Source organism: Thermaerobacter sp. FW80, from assembly GCF_004634385.1.
GTDB lineage: Bacteria > Bacillota > Sulfobacillia > Thermaerobacterales > Thermaerobacteraceae > Thermaerobacter > Thermaerobacter composti.
This window is the reverse complement of the sequence record NZ_CP037895.1, coordinates 724660-743517: the sequence shown is the minus strand read 5'-3', so window position 1 is coordinate 743517 and position 18858 is coordinate 724660. Positions and strand designations below refer to the sequence as shown.

Annotated in this window: 17 protein-coding genes and 1 tRNA gene; 13 read left to right on the top strand and 5 right to left on the bottom strand. The window is 73.7% G+C overall.

Going from position 1 to position 18858, the window contains the following annotated elements; genetic code table 11:
* Positions 1-100 precede the first annotated feature (100 nt).
* The 3 genes from truA to rpsI all read left to right on the top strand — a co-directional run bounded on the left by truA (position 101) and on the right by rpsI (position 2254).
* On the top strand, positions 101-949 hold the full coding sequence (gene truA, locus E1B22_RS03075) for a tRNA pseudouridine(38-40) synthase TruA (RefSeq protein ID WP_135224511.1): 849 nt from the start codon (positions 101-103) through the stop codon (positions 947-949).
* Between the two features lie 261 nt (positions 950-1210).
* A complete protein-coding gene (gene rplM, locus E1B22_RS03070; protein WP_135224510.1) occupies positions 1211-1699 on the top strand; it encodes a 50S ribosomal protein L13 in 489 nt (162 codons plus the stop codon).
* 159 nt (positions 1700-1858) lie between these two features.
* The gene (gene rpsI, locus E1B22_RS03065) at positions 1859-2254 is read left to right on the top strand and encodes a 30S ribosomal protein S9 (protein WP_135224509.1); all 396 of its coding nucleotides are present in this window, start codon (positions 1859-1861) and stop codon (positions 2252-2254) included.
* Between the two features lie 242 nt (positions 2255-2496).
* Here rpsI and accC read toward each other — a convergent pair whose 3' ends face one another.
* The gene (gene accC / locus E1B22_RS03060; RefSeq protein ID WP_135224508.1) at positions 2497-3855 is read right to left on the bottom strand and encodes an acetyl-CoA carboxylase biotin carboxylase subunit; all 1359 of its coding nucleotides are present in this window, start codon (positions 3853-3855) and stop codon (positions 2497-2499) included.
* Positions 3856-4412: 557 nt separating this feature from the next.
* Between accC and E1B22_RS03055 the strand changes: the two genes are divergently transcribed.
* The 7 genes from E1B22_RS03055 (at position 4413) to E1B22_RS03025 (ending at position 12076) form a co-directional block, all read left to right on the top strand.
* The gene (locus E1B22_RS03055) at positions 4413-5384 is read left to right on the top strand and encodes a hypothetical protein (RefSeq protein WP_135224507.1); all 972 of its coding nucleotides are present in this window, start codon (positions 4413-4415) and stop codon (positions 5382-5384) included.
* 916 nt (positions 5385-6300) lie between these two features.
* Positions 6301-8073, top strand: coding sequence for a carbon starvation protein A (locus tag E1B22_RS03050; protein WP_135224506.1), 1773 nt, complete (start codon positions 6301-6303; stop codon positions 8071-8073).
* A gap of 102 nt (positions 8074-8175) precedes the next feature.
* The gene (locus tag E1B22_RS03045) at positions 8176-8478 is read left to right on the top strand and encodes a hypothetical protein (RefSeq protein ID WP_135224505.1); all 303 of its coding nucleotides are present in this window, start codon (positions 8176-8178) and stop codon (positions 8476-8478) included.
* Between the two features lie 82 nt (positions 8479-8560).
* Complete coding sequence (locus E1B22_RS03040; protein ID WP_135224504.1) at positions 8561-9577, top strand: TRC40/GET3/ArsA family transport-energizing ATPase; 1017 nt, start codon at positions 8561-8563, stop codon at positions 9575-9577.
* A gap of 193 nt (positions 9578-9770) precedes the next feature.
* On the top strand, positions 9771-10802 hold the full coding sequence (locus E1B22_RS03035; RefSeq protein WP_135224503.1) for a TRC40/GET3/ArsA family transport-energizing ATPase: 1032 nt from the start codon (positions 9771-9773) through the stop codon (positions 10800-10802).
* Positions 10799-11542, top strand: a complete 744-nt coding sequence (locus tag E1B22_RS03030; RefSeq protein WP_135224502.1) for a hypothetical protein — start codon at positions 10799-10801, stop codon at positions 11540-11542. The genes E1B22_RS03035 and E1B22_RS03030 overlap by 4 nt, the downstream gene beginning before the upstream one ends.
* A gap of 78 nt (positions 11543-11620) precedes the next feature.
* Positions 11621-12076, top strand: a complete 456-nt coding sequence (locus E1B22_RS03025) for a hypothetical protein (protein ID WP_243123667.1) — start codon at positions 11621-11623, stop codon at positions 12074-12076.
* 165 nt (positions 12077-12241) lie between these two features.
* Here E1B22_RS03025 and E1B22_RS03020 read toward each other — a convergent pair whose 3' ends face one another.
* Both E1B22_RS03020 and E1B22_RS03015 read right to left on the bottom strand, forming a co-directional pair.
* The gene (locus E1B22_RS03020) at positions 12242-12820 is read right to left on the bottom strand and encodes a hypothetical protein (protein WP_135224501.1); all 579 of its coding nucleotides are present in this window, start codon (positions 12818-12820) and stop codon (positions 12242-12244) included.
* Positions 12821-12831: 11 nt separating this feature from the next.
* A complete protein-coding gene (locus E1B22_RS03015) occupies positions 12832-13284 on the bottom strand; it encodes a hypothetical protein (protein WP_243123666.1) in 453 nt (150 codons plus the stop codon).
* A gap of 829 nt (positions 13285-14113) precedes the next feature.
* Between E1B22_RS03015 and E1B22_RS03010 the strand changes: the two genes are divergently transcribed.
* Positions 14114-14188: transfer RNA gene (locus tag E1B22_RS03010), tRNA-Arg, on the top strand.
* Positions 14189-14298: 110 nt separating this feature from the next.
* On the top strand, positions 14299-15234 hold the full coding sequence (locus E1B22_RS03005) for a S1C family serine protease (RefSeq protein ID WP_167758839.1): 936 nt from the start codon (positions 14299-14301) through the stop codon (positions 15232-15234).
* 10 nt (positions 15235-15244) lie between these two features.
* Here the strand turns inward: E1B22_RS03005 and E1B22_RS03000 are convergent, their stop codons facing one another.
* Entirely contained in the window at positions 15245-15736 is a 492-nt protein-coding gene (locus E1B22_RS03000) for a Fur family transcriptional regulator (RefSeq protein WP_135224499.1), read from the bottom strand.
* Positions 15737-16003: 267 nt separating this feature from the next.
* Entirely contained in the window at positions 16004-17554 is a 1551-nt protein-coding gene (gene pruA / locus E1B22_RS02995; protein WP_135224498.1) for an L-glutamate gamma-semialdehyde dehydrogenase, read from the bottom strand.
* Positions 17555-18173: 619 nt separating this feature from the next.
* Between pruA and E1B22_RS13830 the strand changes: the two genes are divergently transcribed.
* Positions 18174-18830, top strand: a complete 657-nt coding sequence (locus E1B22_RS13830) for a helix-turn-helix domain-containing protein (protein ID WP_135224497.1) — start codon at positions 18174-18176, stop codon at positions 18828-18830.
* The last annotated feature ends 28 nt before the right edge of the window (positions 18831-18858 follow it).

The following is an 18858-nucleotide window of genomic DNA, read 5'->3' as shown; positions in this document are numbered from 1 at the left end:
CGAGGCGGGGCGGGCCGCGCCCCCGGTCCCCCGATCGAGCGGATGGGCGCGACGGCCACCGGCGCCGACACCTGGGACGCGTCGGGGAGGCGGTGAGGCGTTGCCAGCATCGGAAGATGCCGCTCCCAACCCAGCGGCCGACGGCCCCGGGCGCGACCGGGGCGAGGCTGCCGCGGAGGGGCGCCTCTTGCGGGCCATCCTCGCCTACGACGGCACGGACTTCGCCGGCTGGCAGCGCCAGCCCGGGCGCCGGACGGTGCAACAGGTGGTCGAGGAGGCCCTGGCGCGGCTCCTCGGGCATCCGGTGCGGGTGACGGCCGCCGGCCGCACCGATGCCGGCGTGCACGCCCGGGCCCAGGTGATCCACTGGCGCACGCCGCGGCCCTTCCCTGCCGAGCGTCTGGTTCCCGCCCTGCGGGGGTTGCTGCCCCCCGACGTGGTGGCCGTGGCGGCCGACGAGGCGCCGCCCGGCTTCCACGCGCGGTATGGTGCGCGCCGCAAGACCTACGTCTACCACCTGGCGCGCGGGCCGGTCCCCGATCCCCTGCACCGCCGCTGGCAGTGGCACGTGCCGCTGGAACTGGACGTGGCGGCCATGCGGGCCGCGGCGCGCCGGCTGGAGGGCACCCACGACTTCGCGGCCTTCAAGGCCTCCGGCTCCGCCGTGCGACGAACGCGGCGCACCCTGTACCGCTGCGTGGTGGAGGAACGCGGCCCGCTGCTGCGGTTCGTCCTGGAGGCGGACGGCTTCCTCATGCACATGGCCCGGGGCATCGTGGGCACCTTGGTGGAGATCGGACGCGGGCGCTGGTCCCTGGACCACCTGGATGCCCTGCTGACCCAGCGGCGGCGTGACCTGGTGGGGCCGACGGCGCCGGCCCACGGCCTGGTGCTGTGGCGGGTGGCGTACGACGACTGGGTGGCCGAGGGGCCGCCCTGGCCGGGGTGAGGGCGCGGGGCCTGCGAGGCCCGTCGCGCCCGGACGGGACCGACGGGGCAGGGCGCCGGCCGGGGCATCCCATCGACCGCCGCCCCGCCGGCCGATGGGGGCCAGGGATCGCCTTGACAGGCCCCAATCCAGCGTCTAGCATAGGAGATGCTGTTTTCATCGGGTTGCTGGCGTTCCATCGGCCCCGGCCGCGCCGCGGGCCCGTTTGTTGATTGGCGGACCCGGGCCCCCTGCCGGGGCCCGAGGACGGGAGGCAACACCATGCGGACCACCTTCATGGCCCGCCCCCAGGACGTGCAGCGCCAGTGGTACGTGATCGACGCCGACGGCGTGCCCCTGGGCCGCCTGGCGAGCCAGGTGGCGAAGATCCTGCGGGGCAAGCACAAGCCCATCTACACGCCCCACGTGGACACGGGGGACCACGTGATCGTGGTCAACGCCGAGAAGGTGCGCCTGACTGGCAAGAAGCTGGACAAGAAGGTGTACTACCGGCACACGGGTTACCCCGGCGGCTTGAAGGCCATCACCGCGCGGCGGCTGCTGGAGACGCGTCCCGAGCGCATGATCGAGCTGGCCGTGCGCCGCATGTTGCCGCGCAACGCCCTGGGGCGGCGGCAGTTCCGCAAGCTTCACGTCTACCGCGGGCCGGATCACCCCCATGCCGCCCAGCGTCCCCGGCCGCTGACCATCCGGCCCGACGGCACGCCCCAGTGGGAGCAGGCCGCCGCACAGACCGAACCCGGCGCGTGACCGGGCGAAGGTGGCTCGACGTCGGCTGCGACCCACCCGGACGGGGGCCCGCCGGGGCTGCGTCCCGGCCGGCCCCCACGGGGAGGCGGTAGGGTGCTGGCTCGGGCGTCTCGATCGGGCGTGGGAACTCGATCGGGCCTGGGAAAGCGAGGTGAGACGGTGGCGACCACCGCCGTGTACTGGGGTACGGGTCGGCGCAAGGAGGCCGTGGCCCGGGTGCGCCTGATCCCCGGCGACGGGCGCATCGTCATCAACGGCCGCCCCTTCGAGGAGTACTTCCCGACCATCGCCCAACGGGCCGAGGTGGAGCGGCCCCTCAAGGTGACGGGAACCCTGGGCAAGTACGACGTCCTGGCCCGGGTGGCCGGGGGCGGGATCTCCGGGCAGGCGGGCGCCGTCCGCCACGGCATCGCCCGCGCGCTGCTCAAGGTCGACGAGGCGTACCGGAAGCCGCTGAAGCAGGCCGGCCTGCTGACCCGGGATCCGCGGGTCAAGGAGCGGCGCAAGTACGGCCTCAAGAAGGCGCGCAAGGCGCCCCAGTTCTCCAAGCGCTGAGGGATGGGGCGCCCCGGAGGGGCGGCCGTTCCTACGCTCCTGTGGGCGTCGACCGCTCCTGTGGGCGTCGACCCCGCCGGGCCGCGATGCCGGCGACGCAGGCAGCGACGGCCGCGACGCTCTCGCGATTCCCCGCGATGCTCTCGCCATTTCCCGGGAAAAGCGGGGCACCCGGCGGGACCGCCGTCCCGCCGGGTGCCCCGCGTTGCCTTGGCGGCCGTGATCCGTGGCCTCGCGTGGCCTCAGGCGCCCTGCCGCCCGGCCAGCACCTCCTCCTCGAGCCAGCGGGTGTGGAAGCGCCCCTGCTGGAAGTCGTCCCGCTGCAGGATCTCCCGGTACAGCGGGATGGTGGTGCGGATCCCCTCGATGCGGAACTCATCCAGGGCGCGCCGCATGCGGGCGATGGCCTCCTGGCGATCGCGGCCCCACACGATGAGCTTGCCCACCAGCGAGTCGTAGAAGGGCTGCACCGTGGTGCCTGCGCGGAAGCCGGCGTCCAGACGCACCCCGGGACCGCCGGGCGGCTCCCAGAGGGTGATGGTCCCCGGCGACGGCAGGAAGCGATTGCCGGGATCCTCCGCGTTGATGCGGCACTCCATGGCCCAGCCCCGGAACTCCACTTGGTCCTGGGTGAAGGAGAGCGGCTCGCCCGCCGCCACGCGGATCTGCTCCTTCACCAGGTCGATCCCCGTGACGAGCTCGGTGACCGGGTGCTCCACCTGGATCCGCGTGTTCATCTCGATGAAGTAGAAGTTGCCGTCCCGGTCGACCAGGAACTCCACGGTGCCTGCGCCGACGTACTCCACGGCCTCGGCCGCGCGGATGGCGGCTTCGGCCATGCGCTGGCGCAGCTCGGGGGTCATCGCCGGCGACGGCGCCTCCTCGATCATCTTCTGCCGTCGCCGCTGCACCGAGCACTCGCGCTCGCCCAGGTGCAGGGTGTGACCGTGCTTGTCGGCGATCACCTGGATCTCGATGTGCCGCGGCTCCTCCAGGAACTTCTCCAGGTAGACGGCGCCGTTGCCGAAGGTCGACTCCGCCTCCCGGCGCGCCGAGGCCAGGGCCTGCACCAGCTCCTGCTCGTCCCGGGCGACGCGGATGCCGCGCCCGCCCCCGCCGGCGGCCGCCTTGACCAGCACGGGGTAGCCGATGTCGCGGGCGATCCGCAGGGCCTCGTCCTCGTCGTCCACCGTGCCCTCGCTCCCCGGCACCACCGGCACGCCGGCCCGCCGCATCGCCTCCCGGGCCAGGGACTTGAGGCCCATGGTCTCGATGGCCTCCGGCGACGGCCCGATGAACTCGATGCCCCACGTCTTGCACACCGCGGCGAAGTGGGCGTTCTCCGAGAGGAAGCCGTACCCCGGGTGGATGGCGTCGACCCCGGCCTTGCTGGCCGCCTCGATCAGGCTGGGGATGTGCAGGTAGCTGCGCGGCGCCGGGGGAGGGCCGATGCAGTAGGCCTCGTCGGCCATGGCGACGTGCAGCGCATCCGCGTCCGCCTCGGAGTACACCGCCACGGTCCGGATGCCCAGCTCGCGGCAGGCACGGATGATGCGGACGGCGATCTCGCCCCGGTTGGCGATCAGGATCTTCTGGAACATGGCCTCGACCTCCCCGGGAGGGTTCGCAGCGCGGGCCGTCTCTCCTGCACCGCCCGCCGCGGCCCGGGCCCCTGCCGCCGCGCGACGGCCCGGCCCGACCGTCCCCCGTTGCGGCCTTCGTCGCTGGCCCCCTTGCCCGACCGTCGGCCGTTGCCGCCGTCGCGGTCTGCCGTCGTGGCCTGCCTGTCCCCGCCGGCGTCGCCACCCGCCCGTCCGCCCGTCGCCGGACGGCACCGCCGGAGGCCCGACGTCGCAGGGGCACCGGGGACGGGCGCCACGGGGTGGGCAGCGCGGGACGCCCGGCGCCGCAGGGCCCTGGCCGGGGTCTTGAATCCACGCCCAGGCCCGCATCGCGGCCAGGGGGCGGGAGGCCCGCCACGAGGACCCGGCCGGCGCCGGCACCCCGGTCGGCGCCGGCCGGCGGGTCGCCCGCCGGCCCTTGTCCTCCGCCGCCCACCCGTCCATGCTGAAGCTGGAGAGCCTCACGGAGAGGGCTCGGGAGACCGGGGAAGGGATGACCCATGGTGTCCTCCGGCGGTGTCCGACGGGATGACGGCATGGCGTACCCTCTCCCACGCGTCCAACCCGAGGGCAGCGCCGACCGCGGACGGCCCTCCGAGCGGCTGGTGCCGTGGGAACCGGGCGACCGGTGGCTGGTCCCGGCGGAGCCGGGCGTCGACCGGGCCCAGGGGGCGGCGGACCTGCCGGACCCCTCGTCCCGCCGCAGCGGGCCGCCCGCGGGAGTGGAGGCCGCCGGCTCGCCGCCGACCGTCTCTCGCCATGCCATAGCTTACCTCACCGCCCTGGACGAACCGGCCCCGGGGGCGCGCATCCCCACGGCGGACGACCCGGCGCCCACCTGGGCGGACGGCACCAGCCCGGCCGGCGGGCCCCCGCCGCCCGCCGCCGTCCCGCGGGTGTTGCTGGCCGTGGCCGAGCCGGAGGCCGTGGCCCCCCTCTGGGGGCAGGGGCTCCATGGCGTCCTGGTTCGGGACCCCGACCACCTGCGGGCCCTCCTCGCCCGCGCGGGCCGCCGCGCCACGGGCGGCGGCCCGCGCTGGGTCCTGCTCCCCTGGGACGAGATCGCCCATCCCGGCCTGTGGGCGCGCGGTTGGGCGCGGGTGGTGGAGTGGGCGCCCGGAGCGATGCAACCGGCGATCGTGCCCCGGGCGGCCCTGGCGGCGGCCTGCGGGGACGAGACGACACCGGCCCCGGCCGGCCGAGGCCGGCCCGGGCCGGGTGGACCGGCGGCCGGGGCCGGCCTGCGGACGACCTCGCCGCCGGCCGCGCCGGCCGCCGGGGACGGTTCGCCCGCCGCGCCCGGCCGCTCCGCGGCGGGACCGGGTTGGCTGCGCGGGGCCACCCGGGCGCGCAGCGAGCTGTTGCGCCAGCTGGAGGAGTTCGTGCCCGCGCCGGTGGTGATCCCCGTGGCCGACGCCCCGCCCTCGGCGACCGCCCGGGCGACGGCCGGGCTGGCGGGGGTGCCCGTCTGGTGGCTGTGGCCTCCCCGGGGCGTGGACGGAGGGTGAGGGCAGGTCGGGCGGCGCCCGGCTCGTCGGGCCCACCGTCCGCCCGGCGCGGCCGTCCCACCGTGGGTCCGGCGCGGCCATCTCTTGGTGAATCCGGCGCGGTCCTCCCATCGTCCGCCGGGACCGGCCCTCGTCAGCGGGCCCCCGGGCCGGTGGCGGCCGAGCCGGTGGCGCCGGCAGGAGGAACGTGGCACCGGCCGACGAAATTCCCCACGGGAACGGGCGACGACGCCGGTTTCCTTGCCGGTTGGCCGTCGTCGGCGGGGGAAAGCGATCAGGCTGTGGTCCCGGCTGGGGCGGGACCACAGCCTGGTGAGCGGCCGCTCGCGCGGGGGGTGAGAAGGCCGCCTGGCCGTCGGGCGGAGGGCTCCGGGTGGAGGCCGCGCGCCCCAGCCGGCAACGGTGGGGTGCGGTCCCGGCCGTCCGGGAGCACCGCCCGCCACAGCATGGGGAGCGCCGACGGATCCCGGCCGCAGGCGGCCTGCGTCCACACCGAGCCATCACCGAGCCATCCTTCTGTCTTGTGGGGCTTGTGGGGGACCGGACGCGGGTGTGCCTTGCTGGTGCACCCGGCGGGCGGGGCCGCCTGCGGCACGCAGGCCCCGCCCCTCGGCGTCCCGAATCCCCCGACCGCAGCGGATCCCATCCCAGGCCGGTGCAGCGGCCGCAGACCCCAAAGGCGGTCGCGCCACCGGCATCCCTCTGCAGCGTCGCGGCGGGCGGACGGGTGCCCCCGCCGGTGCCCGCCAACGGTCCGCCGCGATAGCCCCCGACCCGCTCCGGTCACGCGCCAGTGCCGCCGGGCCGGGTTCGTCCCGGGTGACCGCGCTGGACCCTTCGCGCGACGCCCGCGCCGGGGGCCGGAGCCGACGCCGTCGTTCCCAGCGGCCTTGCGCAGGGGAAAGGGGAGCGGACCATGCTGAATTCGCCGGCGATGTTCGTGGTGCTGGCTTTGATCGCCTACGGCATCGCCTACTTCGTCTACGGGCGGTGGTACGACCGCACGGTCTGGCAACCCGACGCCAACCGCACCACCCCCGCCCACATGTACACCGACGGGGTGGAGTACTTCCCCGTCAGCCGCTACGTGCTGTGGGGCTACCAGTACAAGAGCGTGGCGGCGCTGGGCCCGATCCTGGGGCCCTTCGTGGCGTTGCAGTTCGGCTGGGTCCCGGCGCTCCTGTGGATCATCTTCGGCAACTTCTTCATCGGCTGGCTCCAGGACTACGGGTCCATCATGCTGTCGGTGCGCAACCAGGGACGGTCCTTCGGCCCCATCACCTACGAGTTCACCGGCGCCGCGGGGCGCAGCACGCTGCTGGGCTTCATCCTGTTCTACCTGCTGATCATCTCGGCGACCTTCATCCAGCTGATCGCCGTCTTCTGGAACACCTTCGCGGGCTCCTTCGTGGCGACGGTCGGCATCATCCTGACCGGCGTGATCTGCGGCCAGCTGCTGTACAAGCGACGCATGAACGTGGGCGCCGTGACCCTCCTCGCCTTCGTCCTGATGATCCTGTCCTTCTGGCTGGGGTCCACGGAGGTCGGCCGCGCCGTGCGGCTGAACCTGGGCGCCCAGGGCGCCCTGAACTTCAACGTCTGGGTGTGGGCGGCGCTGTGCTGCGCCATCCTGTACGTCGCGTCCATCCTGCCGCTGCCGACCTTCATCCAGCCCTTCAACTACGTCTCCTTCTTCCCGGCGATGTTCGCCGTGCTGGTGATCCTGCTCGGCGCGCTGATCACGCCCATCACCGGCGTGACCCTGGCGCAGCCCGGCTGGAAGGGCTTCTGGGGTCCGGCGGGCAGCTTCGCCGCCGGGGGTAACCCGATGTGGCCCGTGCTGTTCACCGCCATCGCCTGCGGCGCCATCTCCGGCTGGCACAGCCTGGTCAGCTCGTCCAGCACGGCCAAGCAGCTGGACGTCGAGCCCGACGCCCATCCGGTGGGCGCCGGGGCCATGCTGGGAGAGGGCCTGCTAGCGCTGGTGTCCCTGGCCTCGTACATGGTGCTGAGCCCCGAGCGGATCGCCGAACTGGGCGGCGCCAGCGTGGGCGCGTGGGTCTACGGCGCCACCCTGCTGACCGAGCCGATCCTCGGTCTGTTCATGTCCGACGCGGCCATCCAGGTCTTCTACGGGACGGTGCTGGTGATCTACGCCATCACCGTCCAGGCGCTGGTCACCCGCTTCTGGCGACTGGTGTCGGTGGAGGTGTTCGGCGAGGGCATCCTGGCCCAGAAGCACGTGTCGACCTTCGTGGGGCTGCTGCTGCCCTGGATCATGGCGGTCAGCGGCTCGTGGAACAACATCTGGCTGTTCTTCGGCGGGTCGAACCAGCTGCTGGCGGGACTCGCCCTGATGCTGATCACCATCCACCTGGCGCGGGTGAAGGCACCGACGCGGTACACGCTGCTCCCGGCGCTGTTCATGATCGTCACCACCCTGGCGGCCATCGCCGTGCAGACGATCCGGTTCCTGCAGGCGGCCCTGGGCGGGCCGGCCAAGACGCTGACCCAGGATCCGCTGAAGACGATGGCGCCCACCGTGGCCAACCTGATCGACTGGGCGTCGGTGCTGATCGGCGTGGCGCTGTTCGTCCTGGGCCTGCGCATGGCGGTCCTGACCCTGCAGGCCTACAGCCGCGCCAAGGCCGGCATGCTGGCCCAGCCGCAGGCGGCCCCGGGCGACTGACCCGCGCGCGGGGGGCCGGGGGGCTGGCGGCGTTCGAGCGGCCGGCACCCCGGCCCAGCCCGGCGGGGCTTGCGACGGTCGCAGAGGGAGGGGAAGCGAGGCATGTTCGGACGCAAGGGGCCAGCGGGCGCCGACACGGGCGGTCCGCAGCAGAAGGGCGGCTTCCTCACCAAGCTGCGCGGCGTGCTCTACGGGATGGCCAGCCACGGCAACGTGACGGCCGCGTTGCGCACGCGCATGCACCTGGAACATCTGTTCATGTTCATCACCCTGGGCGACATGTTGGGCATCCCCGTGCTGCCGCCCTACTACAGCCTGCGGATCCTGCCCTACGCGGTGCCCAACATCGAGTCGTGGAAACAGCGGGTCTTCCGCGAGCGCGACTTCACCGACGCCATCTACTGAGGGGCGCCGGCGGCCATCGCCGCGCGGGCGTCGCGGCAGGCGTCGCGAAAGGCGGACGGGACGCGGGAGGGAGGAAGCGGTCATGCCCACCCTGGTGCGGCCCCGGGGTCTCGAGGCGTACTTCGAGGCGCACCCCGACGTGGAGGTCGTCATCTTCGCGGGCAAGGGCGGACTGGGCAAGACGACGTCCAGCTCGTCCCTGGCCTGGTACATGTCCCAGGTGAAGAAGAAGCGGACGCTGCTCTTCAGCACCGATCCCCAGGCGTCCCTCAGCGACATCTTCGAGCGCAACTTCTACGGCCTGGGCGAGATCGAGGTGGCTCCCAACCTGTTCGTCGTGGAGATCGACGCCGACCGGCGGGTGGCCGAGTACCAGGCGTCGGTGAAGCAGAAGATCAAGGACATGTACGGCCTCGACGCCGTGCCCAAGGAGATCGAGGAGTACATCGACTCCACCTCCGCCGAGCCGGCGATGTACGAGTCGGCCACCTACGACGCCATGGCCGAGCTCGTGGCCGCGCACCAGTACGACATCTACATCTTCGACATGCCGCCCTTCGGCCACGGCGTGCGCATGGTGGCCATGGCCGACATCCTCTCCAAGTGGGTGGAGAAGATCACCGAGGCTCGCTCCAAGGTGGCCGAGTACGACGCCATCGCCGCCACGCTCAAGGGCGAGAAGGGCCACGAAGACGCGGTGATGCAGGAGCTCATCGACATCCGCAACAAGATCAAGGCCTTCACCGATCTGATCACCGATCGACGGCGCACGGCCTTCTTCATGGTGCTGATCCCCGAGAAGATGGCGATCCTGGACACGGAGCGGGCCCTGGCGATGTTCAACGCCCTGGGGATGGAGATGTCGGGGCTGGTGGTCAACCAGGTGTATCCGCGCGAGCTCCTGGACCGGCCGGGCACCTCCGAGTACCTGCGCAACCGCGTCCTGATGCAGCAGGAGCACCTGGCGGAGATCGCCCGCAAGTTCGGCGACCGGGTCCAGGCGGTGGTGCCGATGTTCACCCGCGAGCCCAAGGGCCTGGCGATGATCGAGCAGGCGTCCCGGTACCTGATGCGTTGCGAGATCGCCCTGGAGGCGTGAGGTGCCCGGGACGCGTCGGCCCGCCGGACCGTGGGGCGCCCGACGCAGGGGTGGCTCCAGCACCGCTGTCGACCGGACCCGGCACCGGCCGCAGCCGTGCCGCCGGGGAACGCCGATGCCCGGTGCGATGGGCCCGGCGGGCCTCGCCGGCCGGTGCGGCCGCGGCCGGTTCGTCCGCAAGGGGGGAACGAGGGTGGAGCACATCAGCGCCTTCCTGGAGAGGCATCCCGATCTGAAGTTCGTCTTCACCGGGGGCAAGGGCGGCGTGGGCAAGACGATCTGCGCCGCCGTGCTGGCGTACCACTTCGCCGAACAAGGCAAGCGCACGCTGCTGGCCAGCCTGAACCCCGTCCACTCGTTGACGTCGGTGTTCGGGCAGGACCTCTCGGGTGGCCAGGTGCGGCCGGTGCAGGGGGTGCCCAACCTCCACGCCGTGGAGGTCGACGCCTCCGACGTGGTGGCCCGTTACCGCGAGAACATCGCCCAGCGGGTGCGAGAATTCCTGAAGTACGCGGACATCCCGGTGGACGCGAAGCCCTTCATCGACATCGCGGTGACCAACCCCGCCTTCGAGGAGTCGGCCATGTTCGACAAGATGGTCGACATCATGCTGCGCGAGGGCCAGGAGTACGACATGGTCGTCTTCGACACGGCGGCGGTGGCCAACGCGGTGCGGCTGATCGGCCTGTCCAAGATCTACGGGCTGTGGCTGCAGCGCATGATCGAGTCGCGCAAGGAGGCGCTCTCCCTGCGGGTGCAGCTCAGCTTCCGCAAGGACAAGGTGATGGAGGAAGTCAAGAAGGATCCGATGCTGGCGGACCTGATCGCCATGGACGAGCGGTTCAAGGCGGTCAAGAAGCTACTGGTCGACCCCCGGTTGACCGCCTTCTTCTTCGTCACCTTGCCCCTGGCCCTGCCGATCTCCGTGGTCACGCGGTTCATCAAGATGGTGCGGGCCTACGACATCCCCGTGGGCGGGGTGCTGGTCAACGGCGTCATCCGCGGCGAGGAGGTGGAGCGGGCCAGCGAGGACGAGTACCTGCGCAACAAGTACGAGGAGCAGGCGGGGTACCTGGAGCAGATCCAGCGGGAGCTGGGCGACCTGGTTCGCGCCTACCTGCCCCTCTACAAGAGCGAGGTCCACGGGCTGGAGGCACTGAAGCAGGCGGTGGACGACCTGTTCGACCCCGACCAGCACTGGGCGCTGGCCCAGGTGACGGGGTGAACGGCCCGGGCCCGGGGGAGGGGACGTCCGCGGTCTGCCCCTACCTGCTGGCGGTGCGGAGCGTCGTCTTCGGCACGTGCAACCTCCTGCTGCTGGGCGTACCGGCCGGCTGGCGGCTGGGGGACGGCGCCTTTCCGCCCGAGGTGGACCGCTGGGCGGTGCGCGACGGCATCAGTTGGGCCACCGCCGCCCGGGGTCACTGGTGGCTCGCGGCGACCGCCGGCGGGACCGGGTCCGGGCCCGGGGATTCCCGGGGCGGGGCGGCACAGGGAACCGAGGTCGCCGGTGCCGGCCGCCCAGTCCAGCGGACGGGGGACGGGAGATCGGACGGGGGGGCCGAGGGGCGGACCGCGACGGCGGCGTCCCCCCGGGTCGCGCGACGCGGGGAGGGAGGCGGCAGGCGTCGGCTGCCGGCGCGGGTCGAGCTGTTCCTGGACGTCCGCCCGCGAGCGGCCGTCGATCGCGCTGGCGAAGGGCCGGTGGCGTCCCCGGCGGCGCGTCTCCTCTCGCGTTCCGCGACCGATGGGACGCTGGAACTGGCCGGTCACCGCGGCTGGTGGGCGCGGGGGGCGGTGCGACGGGGCTTCCCTGGACGATGGCACCCCGCGCGGGCGCTGGTGGTCGATTGCCCGGAGACCAAGCGGCGCATCGCGGTGCGGCTGGAGGCGGCGCCGGGGAGCGGCGAGTCGGAGGTGGAGGCGGCCTGGGAGGCCGCCGTGCGCGGCTGGCGGTGCCACTGAACGCCAGGGCACCGTCCAGGCCCTGGGGCCGGTGGGGTGGGTTCGGCCGGCGATCCTTGCGGGGAGGGGGCGAGGGGCGTGGTCGCACCCGATGTCGCCCGGCGCGGGCGGCACGGCGCGGGGCGCACCGGACGCCGGCGGCGGACAGGGCGCAGGGGGAGACCGCTGCGGGTCGAGATCGTCGGGCTCTTCCCCCTGTACTTCAAGCTGTGCCCGCGAGCCATGCCATGGGCCTTGGCCTGCGGGCTCGAGGGGCCGGCGGATCAGGAGCGGGAGTACCCCGCGCCCGAGCGCGACCGCCAGCGCCGGCTGGTGCAGCTGGTGCGGCATCTGGCGGCCCGCTTCGGCGACCAGGTGGAGCCGGTGACGGTGCCGCTGCCGTCGCTGCGGGGTGCCTGGCTGGCGGTCCGGCACCGCCTGCGCAGCGACGAGATGGCGGTGGTGGTGGGCGGTCGCTGCGTGCGGGTGGACGACGACTACGGCGTCCTCGACCGATGGCTGGCGGCATGCCTTGCCCGTGACGGCGGCACGTGAGCCGAGGTGTCCGCGCGGGCCCGCACGCCGCCCACCCCCGTGGGCGGCGTGCGGGCCCGCGCCCGCGCGCGGCGCGCGGCGGTGGCCGAGGCCCGGCGGGCCCGCGCGCCGACGGCGGCCCGGGCGCCGGCCACCGCCGCCTGGCGCCGGCCACCGCCGCACGGGTCAGGATTCCGTGCCGCCCCGGCCGCCAGGGGGCACGCCCTCGCGGCCGGCCAGCTGGAGCTCTCCCCTCGCCAGCCCCGCGGCCAGCGCGACCGCCCGCGCGATGTCACCCTCCTCGCCCGGGGCGACGCCGAAGCTCACCTGGACCTGGGGGCTCGCCGCCTGGGTGGCCGCCAGCACCAGGCGCCGGAGGCCAAACCCGTCCACGGGCCGCCCCTGTCCCTGGAGGCGGGCGGGGCGCAGGGGCTGGGCCGCCTCGACCTTGAGGATGAACTGGTCCCGCCGGCCCCGCCACCGGGTCCACGCCCAGGCCAGCGGAAAGTCGCGGGGTTCCAAGAGGCAGAGCAGCTGGGCGGAACGGATGCCGGCGCCGGGCCGCCCGACCTCCATCAGGAAGCCGCCCGTGCCGCCGCCCAAGGGCTGCACGCGGACGTCGTCGCCCAGGAGCTGCATGGCGTCCCGCGCCGCCCGCGCCAGCTGGACGGCGCGCCGCCGGTTCCACTGCCGGCCGCCGATCAGCCAGAACACCAGGAACACCGCGACGGCGAAGGCAATGCGGTCGAGCAGCGGATCGCTCACCGTCCGTCACCTCAGTGGATGTGCGGCGCATGCTCCTCGACCACGAGCTCCTCCAACTGGCGGTGCTTCCAGGCGTGCAGGTCGGGCAGCGCGTAGGGGAGCAGGCGCAGGCCGATGGAGGAGTTCATCAACGGGATGCCCAGCATCTCGCCAAAGAGGATCAGGTTCATCACGTCGTTGTAGCGGGAGCGGACGTGGCGCAGCTCGTGGTACCACTCGAAGAAGAGCAACCCCCAGAGGAACTGCTTCACCTTGTCCAAGAAGCGGGTGGGGCGACGGCTGAGCCAACCGTGGAACCGCGGTTCGCCCCAGCGACGCAAGAGGACGTCCTCTCGGGTGTCGTGGGGGTGCGACGAGTGGGAGTCGGCGCCGCCGCGATCCGCGCCCTCGGCGGCGGCGGGCCGCCCCGCTCCCTGGCGGTCGGCCGCGCCATGGGCTGAGCGGGCTGCGTTCGTCCCCGTCATGGCACCCACGCTCCTGACCGCGGTGCGCGCCCCCGGGGTGCATCCGTGGAGCGACGGACGCGGCGCCCACGCCGGACGGCGGCCGGCCGGACCCGGCCCGCGAGGGGCGGGCCGGACGCCGCCCGGACCGGACGTCGGGTGCGCCGGACGCTGTCCGGTGGCGGCCCCCCTGGACCGCCCGGAGGCGCCCAGCCCGGCTCCACCGGCGGCGCTCGCACCTGCCGCGAGGCGGCTGCGCGCACTCGGCGGGCGACGTGACCACGCCAGCCGGCCGCGGCCCGCTGGGCCGCGGCCGGCGCGTGCCGCCGCCCGGCGCGTGGGGAGGGATTCGGCGGTCGTCCCTCCTCTCCCTGCAGCCCCAGGCGAGAGCGCGTGGACCGGTGCTCCGAGACCGCGGCATCGATCCACCGCGGCGGGCGCTGTGGGCCCGTGCAAGGCACCGGCTGGGCCCCGTGGCGGCTCACCCGCCGCTCCGTGCCCGGCCGCGGCTGGCACCACAAGCTGCCTGTTTGCGAGATCTGCGGGCGTCAGGGGCTCAGCCACCGGCCCGTGCCCGGCCGCGGCGGGCGGTGCCGGCCGGTGCGACCGCGGTCGCGGGGCCCCGCGTCCGCACCGTCCCGGGCAGGTCCCTGGGCGTCACCCGCCGGCGTGCCGCGCACCGCCGGACCGGTTGCGGCGCCGTCGGGGATGCCGTGAGTGCCCTGGGAGGCGGTCCTCGCCGGCGTGCCGCGCGCGCCGGACCGGTAGCGGCCGAGGGACCGCGAGCCCTTGGCAGGGCGCGCCGCGCGCAGTATAATCACAGGTGCGACGAGCGCGCGGCGGCGCGCATGCGCCCGTAGCTCAGCGGATAGAGCGGTGGCCTCCGGAGCCACGTCTTGCGCAGGTTCGATTCCTGCCGGGCGCACATCCGGGGCGGTGACCGGTACGAGAGGCCGGGCGCCGCCCCTTGGTTCATTGGCGGCCGTCGGAGGCCATCGGAGGCCTGGGAGCCCGATCGGGGTCGAGGCGATGGACATGATGCAGCCCCTGGCATGGGATACCACCATCGTCCGCGTGCTGGAGCAGGTCCGGCCCTTCCTGGTCCACGTGGCGGGGACCGACCGCAAGCGGCAGACCACGGCCTTCGGCACCGGCCTGGTCTTCGACCACTGGCACGTCATCTGCAATGCCCAGACGGTGGACGACGCGGCCGAGGTGGTGGTCACGCTCCCCGGCGGGACCAAGGTCGACGCCGACGTGGTGGGCAGCGATCCCGTCTACTTCATCGCCGTCCTGCGCCTCGCCGAGCGCTTCCCCGGACCCCTGCCGGCCTGGCGGCCGACGGCGGACCTGCAGGTGGGGCAGTTCGTGGTGGCGGTGGGATATCCCCTCAACCTGCAGATCAACGCCACCCTGGGCATCATCAGCACGGTGGACATGACGCTGTACCGTCCGGACCGGATCCCGGTGGACGGCCTGATCGTCACCCAGGCGCCGATGCACCCGGGCAACACGGGCGGACCGCTGGTGTTGCTGGATGGGAGCGTGGCCGGCATCAACGGCATCCCCTGGTCCCACGGGCTGAACCTGGCGGTGCAGGGCGACGTGGTGCGGCGGGTGGTCAACCAGATCATCGAGTTCGGACGGGCCACCCATCCGTGGCTGGGCTTCTCCGGCCAGCCGGACGTCGTCGATCCCGCGCTGGCGCAGCTGTTCGCCTTGCCGGTCGATCGCGGCCTGGTGGTCGGGCACGTGGCGGACAACGGACCGGGCAAGCGTGCGGGCATCAAGCCCTTCGACATGGTGGTGCGCGCCGACGACCAGCCCGTGGTCCACGCCGGCAGCATCCGCAAGGTGCTCGCCTACCGGCGTCCGGGCGAGCGCGCCAAATTGACCATCCTCCGCGGCGGCGAGCTGATCGAGCTGGAGTTCCCCGTGGAGGAGATCCCGCGTCTGGCCTCGGCGTCCTGAACCGGGGCCCTCATCGGGCGGCGGTGGCGGCCTGATCGCCGCCGGTGGCGGACCTGCCCGCGCCCTGGCGCGCCGCCGTCCGGCAGCGAGGGCAGATCCCCGTGACCCTGACGTGGATCTCCGAGATCTGGTAGCCGCTGATGTGCGAGAGATGCTTGCAAAGCGGCTCCAGGTGCTTGTCGTCCAGCGGCGTCTCCTCGCCGCAGCACTCGCAGACCAGGTGCTGGTGGACCTCCACGTCGGCGTTGCGCAGGCTGTACTTGGTCGGGCCCTCGCCCACCTGGACCCGGTCCACCAGCCCCAGGTCCACCAGCAGGTCCAGGGTCCGGTAGACCGTGGCCAGGCCGATGTCGGGATAGTCCTTCTTCAACTGGGCGTAGAGCTCTTCCGCCGTCAGCAGCCGGTCCTGGTTCACCACCACCGCGGCCGCCACCGCCCACCGCTGCCACGTCAGCCGGTAGCGGTGCTGGGCCAGCGTCTCCAGGATCTTGCGGATGGTCACCGGGCTCACCCCTGGATCCGGCGGGGGCGCCGCCCCCGTTTGTCCCCGTATTCGATAGCCATTCTAAAGAGACAACCGGTATCGTCATTATAGGCGTCCCGGCGATCCCCCGTCAAAAGCGGACCGCGCCAGCGGGACGGGGCGAGGGCGCGCGTCCCGGTTGCCGGCCCCGGCCGGCGTCCGCCGGACCGCCGTCGCCCCCGCCCCGGCGCTTCGCCGCCGCCGCCCGTCGCGGACCGTGCGCCCCGCCGCGCGGTCTCCCCGGCGCTACAGCTTCTCCGACACCGACTTGGGCTGCATGAACCACAACAGGTAGTCCGGCCCGCCCGCCTTGGCGTCGGTGCCCGACATGTTCCACCCGCCGAAGGGGTGGACGCCCACCAGGGCGCCGGTGCACTTGCGGTTGAAGTACAGGTTGCCCACGTGGAACTCGCGCTTGGCCCGCTCCAGCTTGTAGCGGTCGCGGGCGTAGACCGACCCCGTTAGGCCGTACATGGTGTCGTTGGCCAGGGCCAGGGCGTGGTCGAAGTCGCGGGCGCGGATGAAGGCCACCACGGGCCCGAAGATCTCCTCCTGGGCGATGGTGGCGCGGCCGTCCACGTCGGCGAAGACGGTGGGCTGGATGAAGTAGCCCTCCCGGTCGTCGCCCTGGCCGCCCACCACCAGCCGGCCCTCGCCACGGCCGATCTCGATGTAGCGCATGATCTTCTGGAAGGCGGCCTGGTCGATGACGGGCCCCACCTGGGTGGCCGGGTCGTCCGCCTGGCCGACCCGCAGCTGCCGGGTCTTCTCCACCACGCGCTGCAGGACCTCGTCGTAGACGCCGTCCACCACGATGGCCCGCGAGCAGGCGGAGCACTTCTGGCCCTGGAAGCCGAAGGCGGAGACCACGATGCCGTTGGCCGCCTCCTCCAGGTCGGCGCTCTCGTCGACGACGATGGCGTCCTTGCCGCCCATCTCGGCGACCACCCGCTTCAGCCAGATCTGGCCGGGCTGCCGCCGTGCCGCCTGCTCGTAGATGCGCAGGCCCACCTCCATGGAGCCGGTGAAGTTGACGAACCGGGTGCGCGGGTGCGCGACCAGGTAGTCGCCCACCTCGGGGCCGGGGCCGGGCAGGAAGTTGATCACGCCCGCCGGGATGCCGGCCTCGATCATGATCTCCATGAACTTGGCGCCGATCACCGGGGTGTTGCTGGCCGGCTTGAGGATCACCGTGTTGCCCGCCACCACCGGGCCCACGGTGGTCCCGGTGAGGATCGCCAGCGGGAAGTTCCACGGCGGGATCACCAGGCCGGCGCCCAACGGGATGTAGAAGGTCTCGTTGAACTCGCCGGCCAGCGGCGTCACCGGCTGGGGCTCGGCCAGCCGCAGCGCCTGGCGCCCGTAGTACTCGAGGAAGTCGATGGCCTCGGCCACGTCGGCGTCGGCCTCCGGCCACGTCTTCCCCGCCTCGTACACCTCCCACGCCGCCAGCTCCAGCTTGCGCCGGCGCATGATGGCCGCCGCGCGGAACAGCACCGCCGCCCGGGCCGACGCGGGCAGCCGGCTCCACGGGCCGAAGGCCTCCCACGCCGCGGCCAGGGCCTGCTCGGCGTGCTCGCGGGTGGCGCGGGCCACCGTCCCCACCACTTCCGTCTTGCGGCCCGGGTTGTACGAGACGATGCGCTCCGGCGTGTCCACCGCCCGGCCGCCGATCCACAGGGGATAGTGCCGGCCGAACTGGGCCCGTACCTGGGCCAGGGCCTCGGTCATCGCCTGGTGGGCCGCCGGCTGGGAGAAGTCCGTCAGCGGCTCGTTGCGGAACTCCGGCACCGCCATCGCGTCCCCTCCTCCTTCCGTCGATACCTTGCCAATCCGCCGCCACGGTCGATGCGCGGGACGCCCCCCGCCCCGGGGCGGGGTTCGGCAGCCTCGCCGGCGTCCGGGGCCGCGAAACCCCTTCGACAAGGCGCGGTCCGGACGGTGGGCGGGCCGCGGGGCCGCGCTATGCGAGCCGCGCAACCCCTTTGACAGGGCGCGGTGCCATCCCTGCCGCAGGGCTGCCGGGGCGATGCGCAGGACGGCCCGGTGGCCGGGACGGAGCCGGACGAACCGGCCTCCCGGGGTCCGGGCTGGATCTCCCGCGACCGCCGCCGGCGCGCCCGCGCGCCCCCGGTACCGGCCCGGCGGGGGACGGCCCGCCGGGCATGGGCGTCCGTACGGGATAGCCTGGGCGGATATGGACGGATCCAAGGTATCCGATCCGGCTATAGGAAGCCCCCGGGGCAACCGGAATCGTTGGCAGGGAGCGCCGGCCGGCAGCGGATCCCATCCCGCGGCGCGGGGTCCGGGGCCAGAGCCGTCCGCGCCGGGCGAGCGGGCTCGACCGGCAACCGGCGCCGGAACCGGGACGACGTCGGCGCCCCGACGACCGCGGCGCGGCGCTGGAGGGACCGTGGTGGACGACCTGGGAGGGCGGTTGCGTCGCATCCGGGAGAGCCGGAACCTCAGCATCTACGAGGTGGAGCGGCGCACGGGGCTCCACTTCAGCACCATCAGCAAGTATGAGCGCGGCGAGCGCCAGCCCAGCCTCGATGCCCTCCGGGAGCTGGCGGCGCTCTACCAGGTGCCGGTCACCGCCTTCCTGGCGGACGAGCTGGACCTGGAGGCGGTGCTGCCCCCGCGGCTGGCGGCCCTGGCCCGCCAGCTGCTGGACCGGCCGGCGCTGGTGGAGGCGTGCGAGCGGCTGGTCACCCTGGACGACCGCCAGATCCTCGCCCTGACCGAGTTCCTCGACCGGATCGGCCTCACCCGGCGGACCCGGGCGGGAGCGGGCGGCCGGCAGCGGTCGGGCGGCTCGGCCTACCCGCGCCCCCGGCCGCCGACGCCCGAGCCCGTCGGACGCGAGCAGCGGCCGGCATCGGCCGCCGGGACGGCGGCCGATGCCGGCCCCGCAGGGGGCGACGGGCGCTCCCCGGAAGGCGGCGGGGCCGGGCGCTCCCCGGAAGGCGACGGGCGCGGACAGGCGGTCCCCCACGGCGAGGCGGGACCCGGTGACGGCGACCCCCAGGCCCATCCGACCCGCCGGGACCGCGGCGGGGATGCCGGCCGCTGAGGTGGTCGGCCGGGGCGCGCATCGCGGC

Bases quoted from the DNA above. Each gene is read 5' to 3' on its own strand.
- rplM (WP_135224510.1), top strand. From the start codon at position 1,211: ATGCGGACCACCTTCATGGCCCGCCCCCAGGACGTGCAGCGCCAGTGG.
- accC (WP_135224508.1), bottom strand. From the start codon at position 3,855: ATGTTCCAGAAGATCCTGATCGCCAACCGGGGCGAGATCGCCGTCCGC.
- E1B22_RS03055 (WP_135224507.1), top strand. From the start codon at position 4,413: ATGGCGTACCCTCTCCCACGCGTCCAACCCGAGGGCAGCGCCGACCGC.
- E1B22_RS03050 (WP_135224506.1), top strand. From the start codon at position 6,301: ATGCTGAATTCGCCGGCGATGTTCGTGGTGCTGGCTTTGATCGCCTAC.
- E1B22_RS03045 (WP_135224505.1), top strand. From the start codon at position 8,176: ATGTTCGGACGCAAGGGGCCAGCGGGCGCCGACACGGGCGGTCCGCAG.
- E1B22_RS03040 (WP_135224504.1), top strand. From the start codon at position 8,561: ATGCCCACCCTGGTGCGGCCCCGGGGTCTCGAGGCGTACTTCGAGGCG.
- E1B22_RS03015 (WP_243123666.1), bottom strand. From the start codon at position 13,284: ATGACGGGGACGAACGCAGCCCGCTCAGCCCATGGCGCGGCCGACCGC.
- E1B22_RS03005 (WP_167758839.1), top strand. From the start codon at position 14,299: ATGATGCAGCCCCTGGCATGGGATACCACCATCGTCCGCGTGCTGGAG.
- pruA (WP_135224498.1), bottom strand. From the start codon at position 17,554: ATGGCGGTGCCGGAGTTCCGCAACGAGCCGCTGACGGACTTCTCCCAG.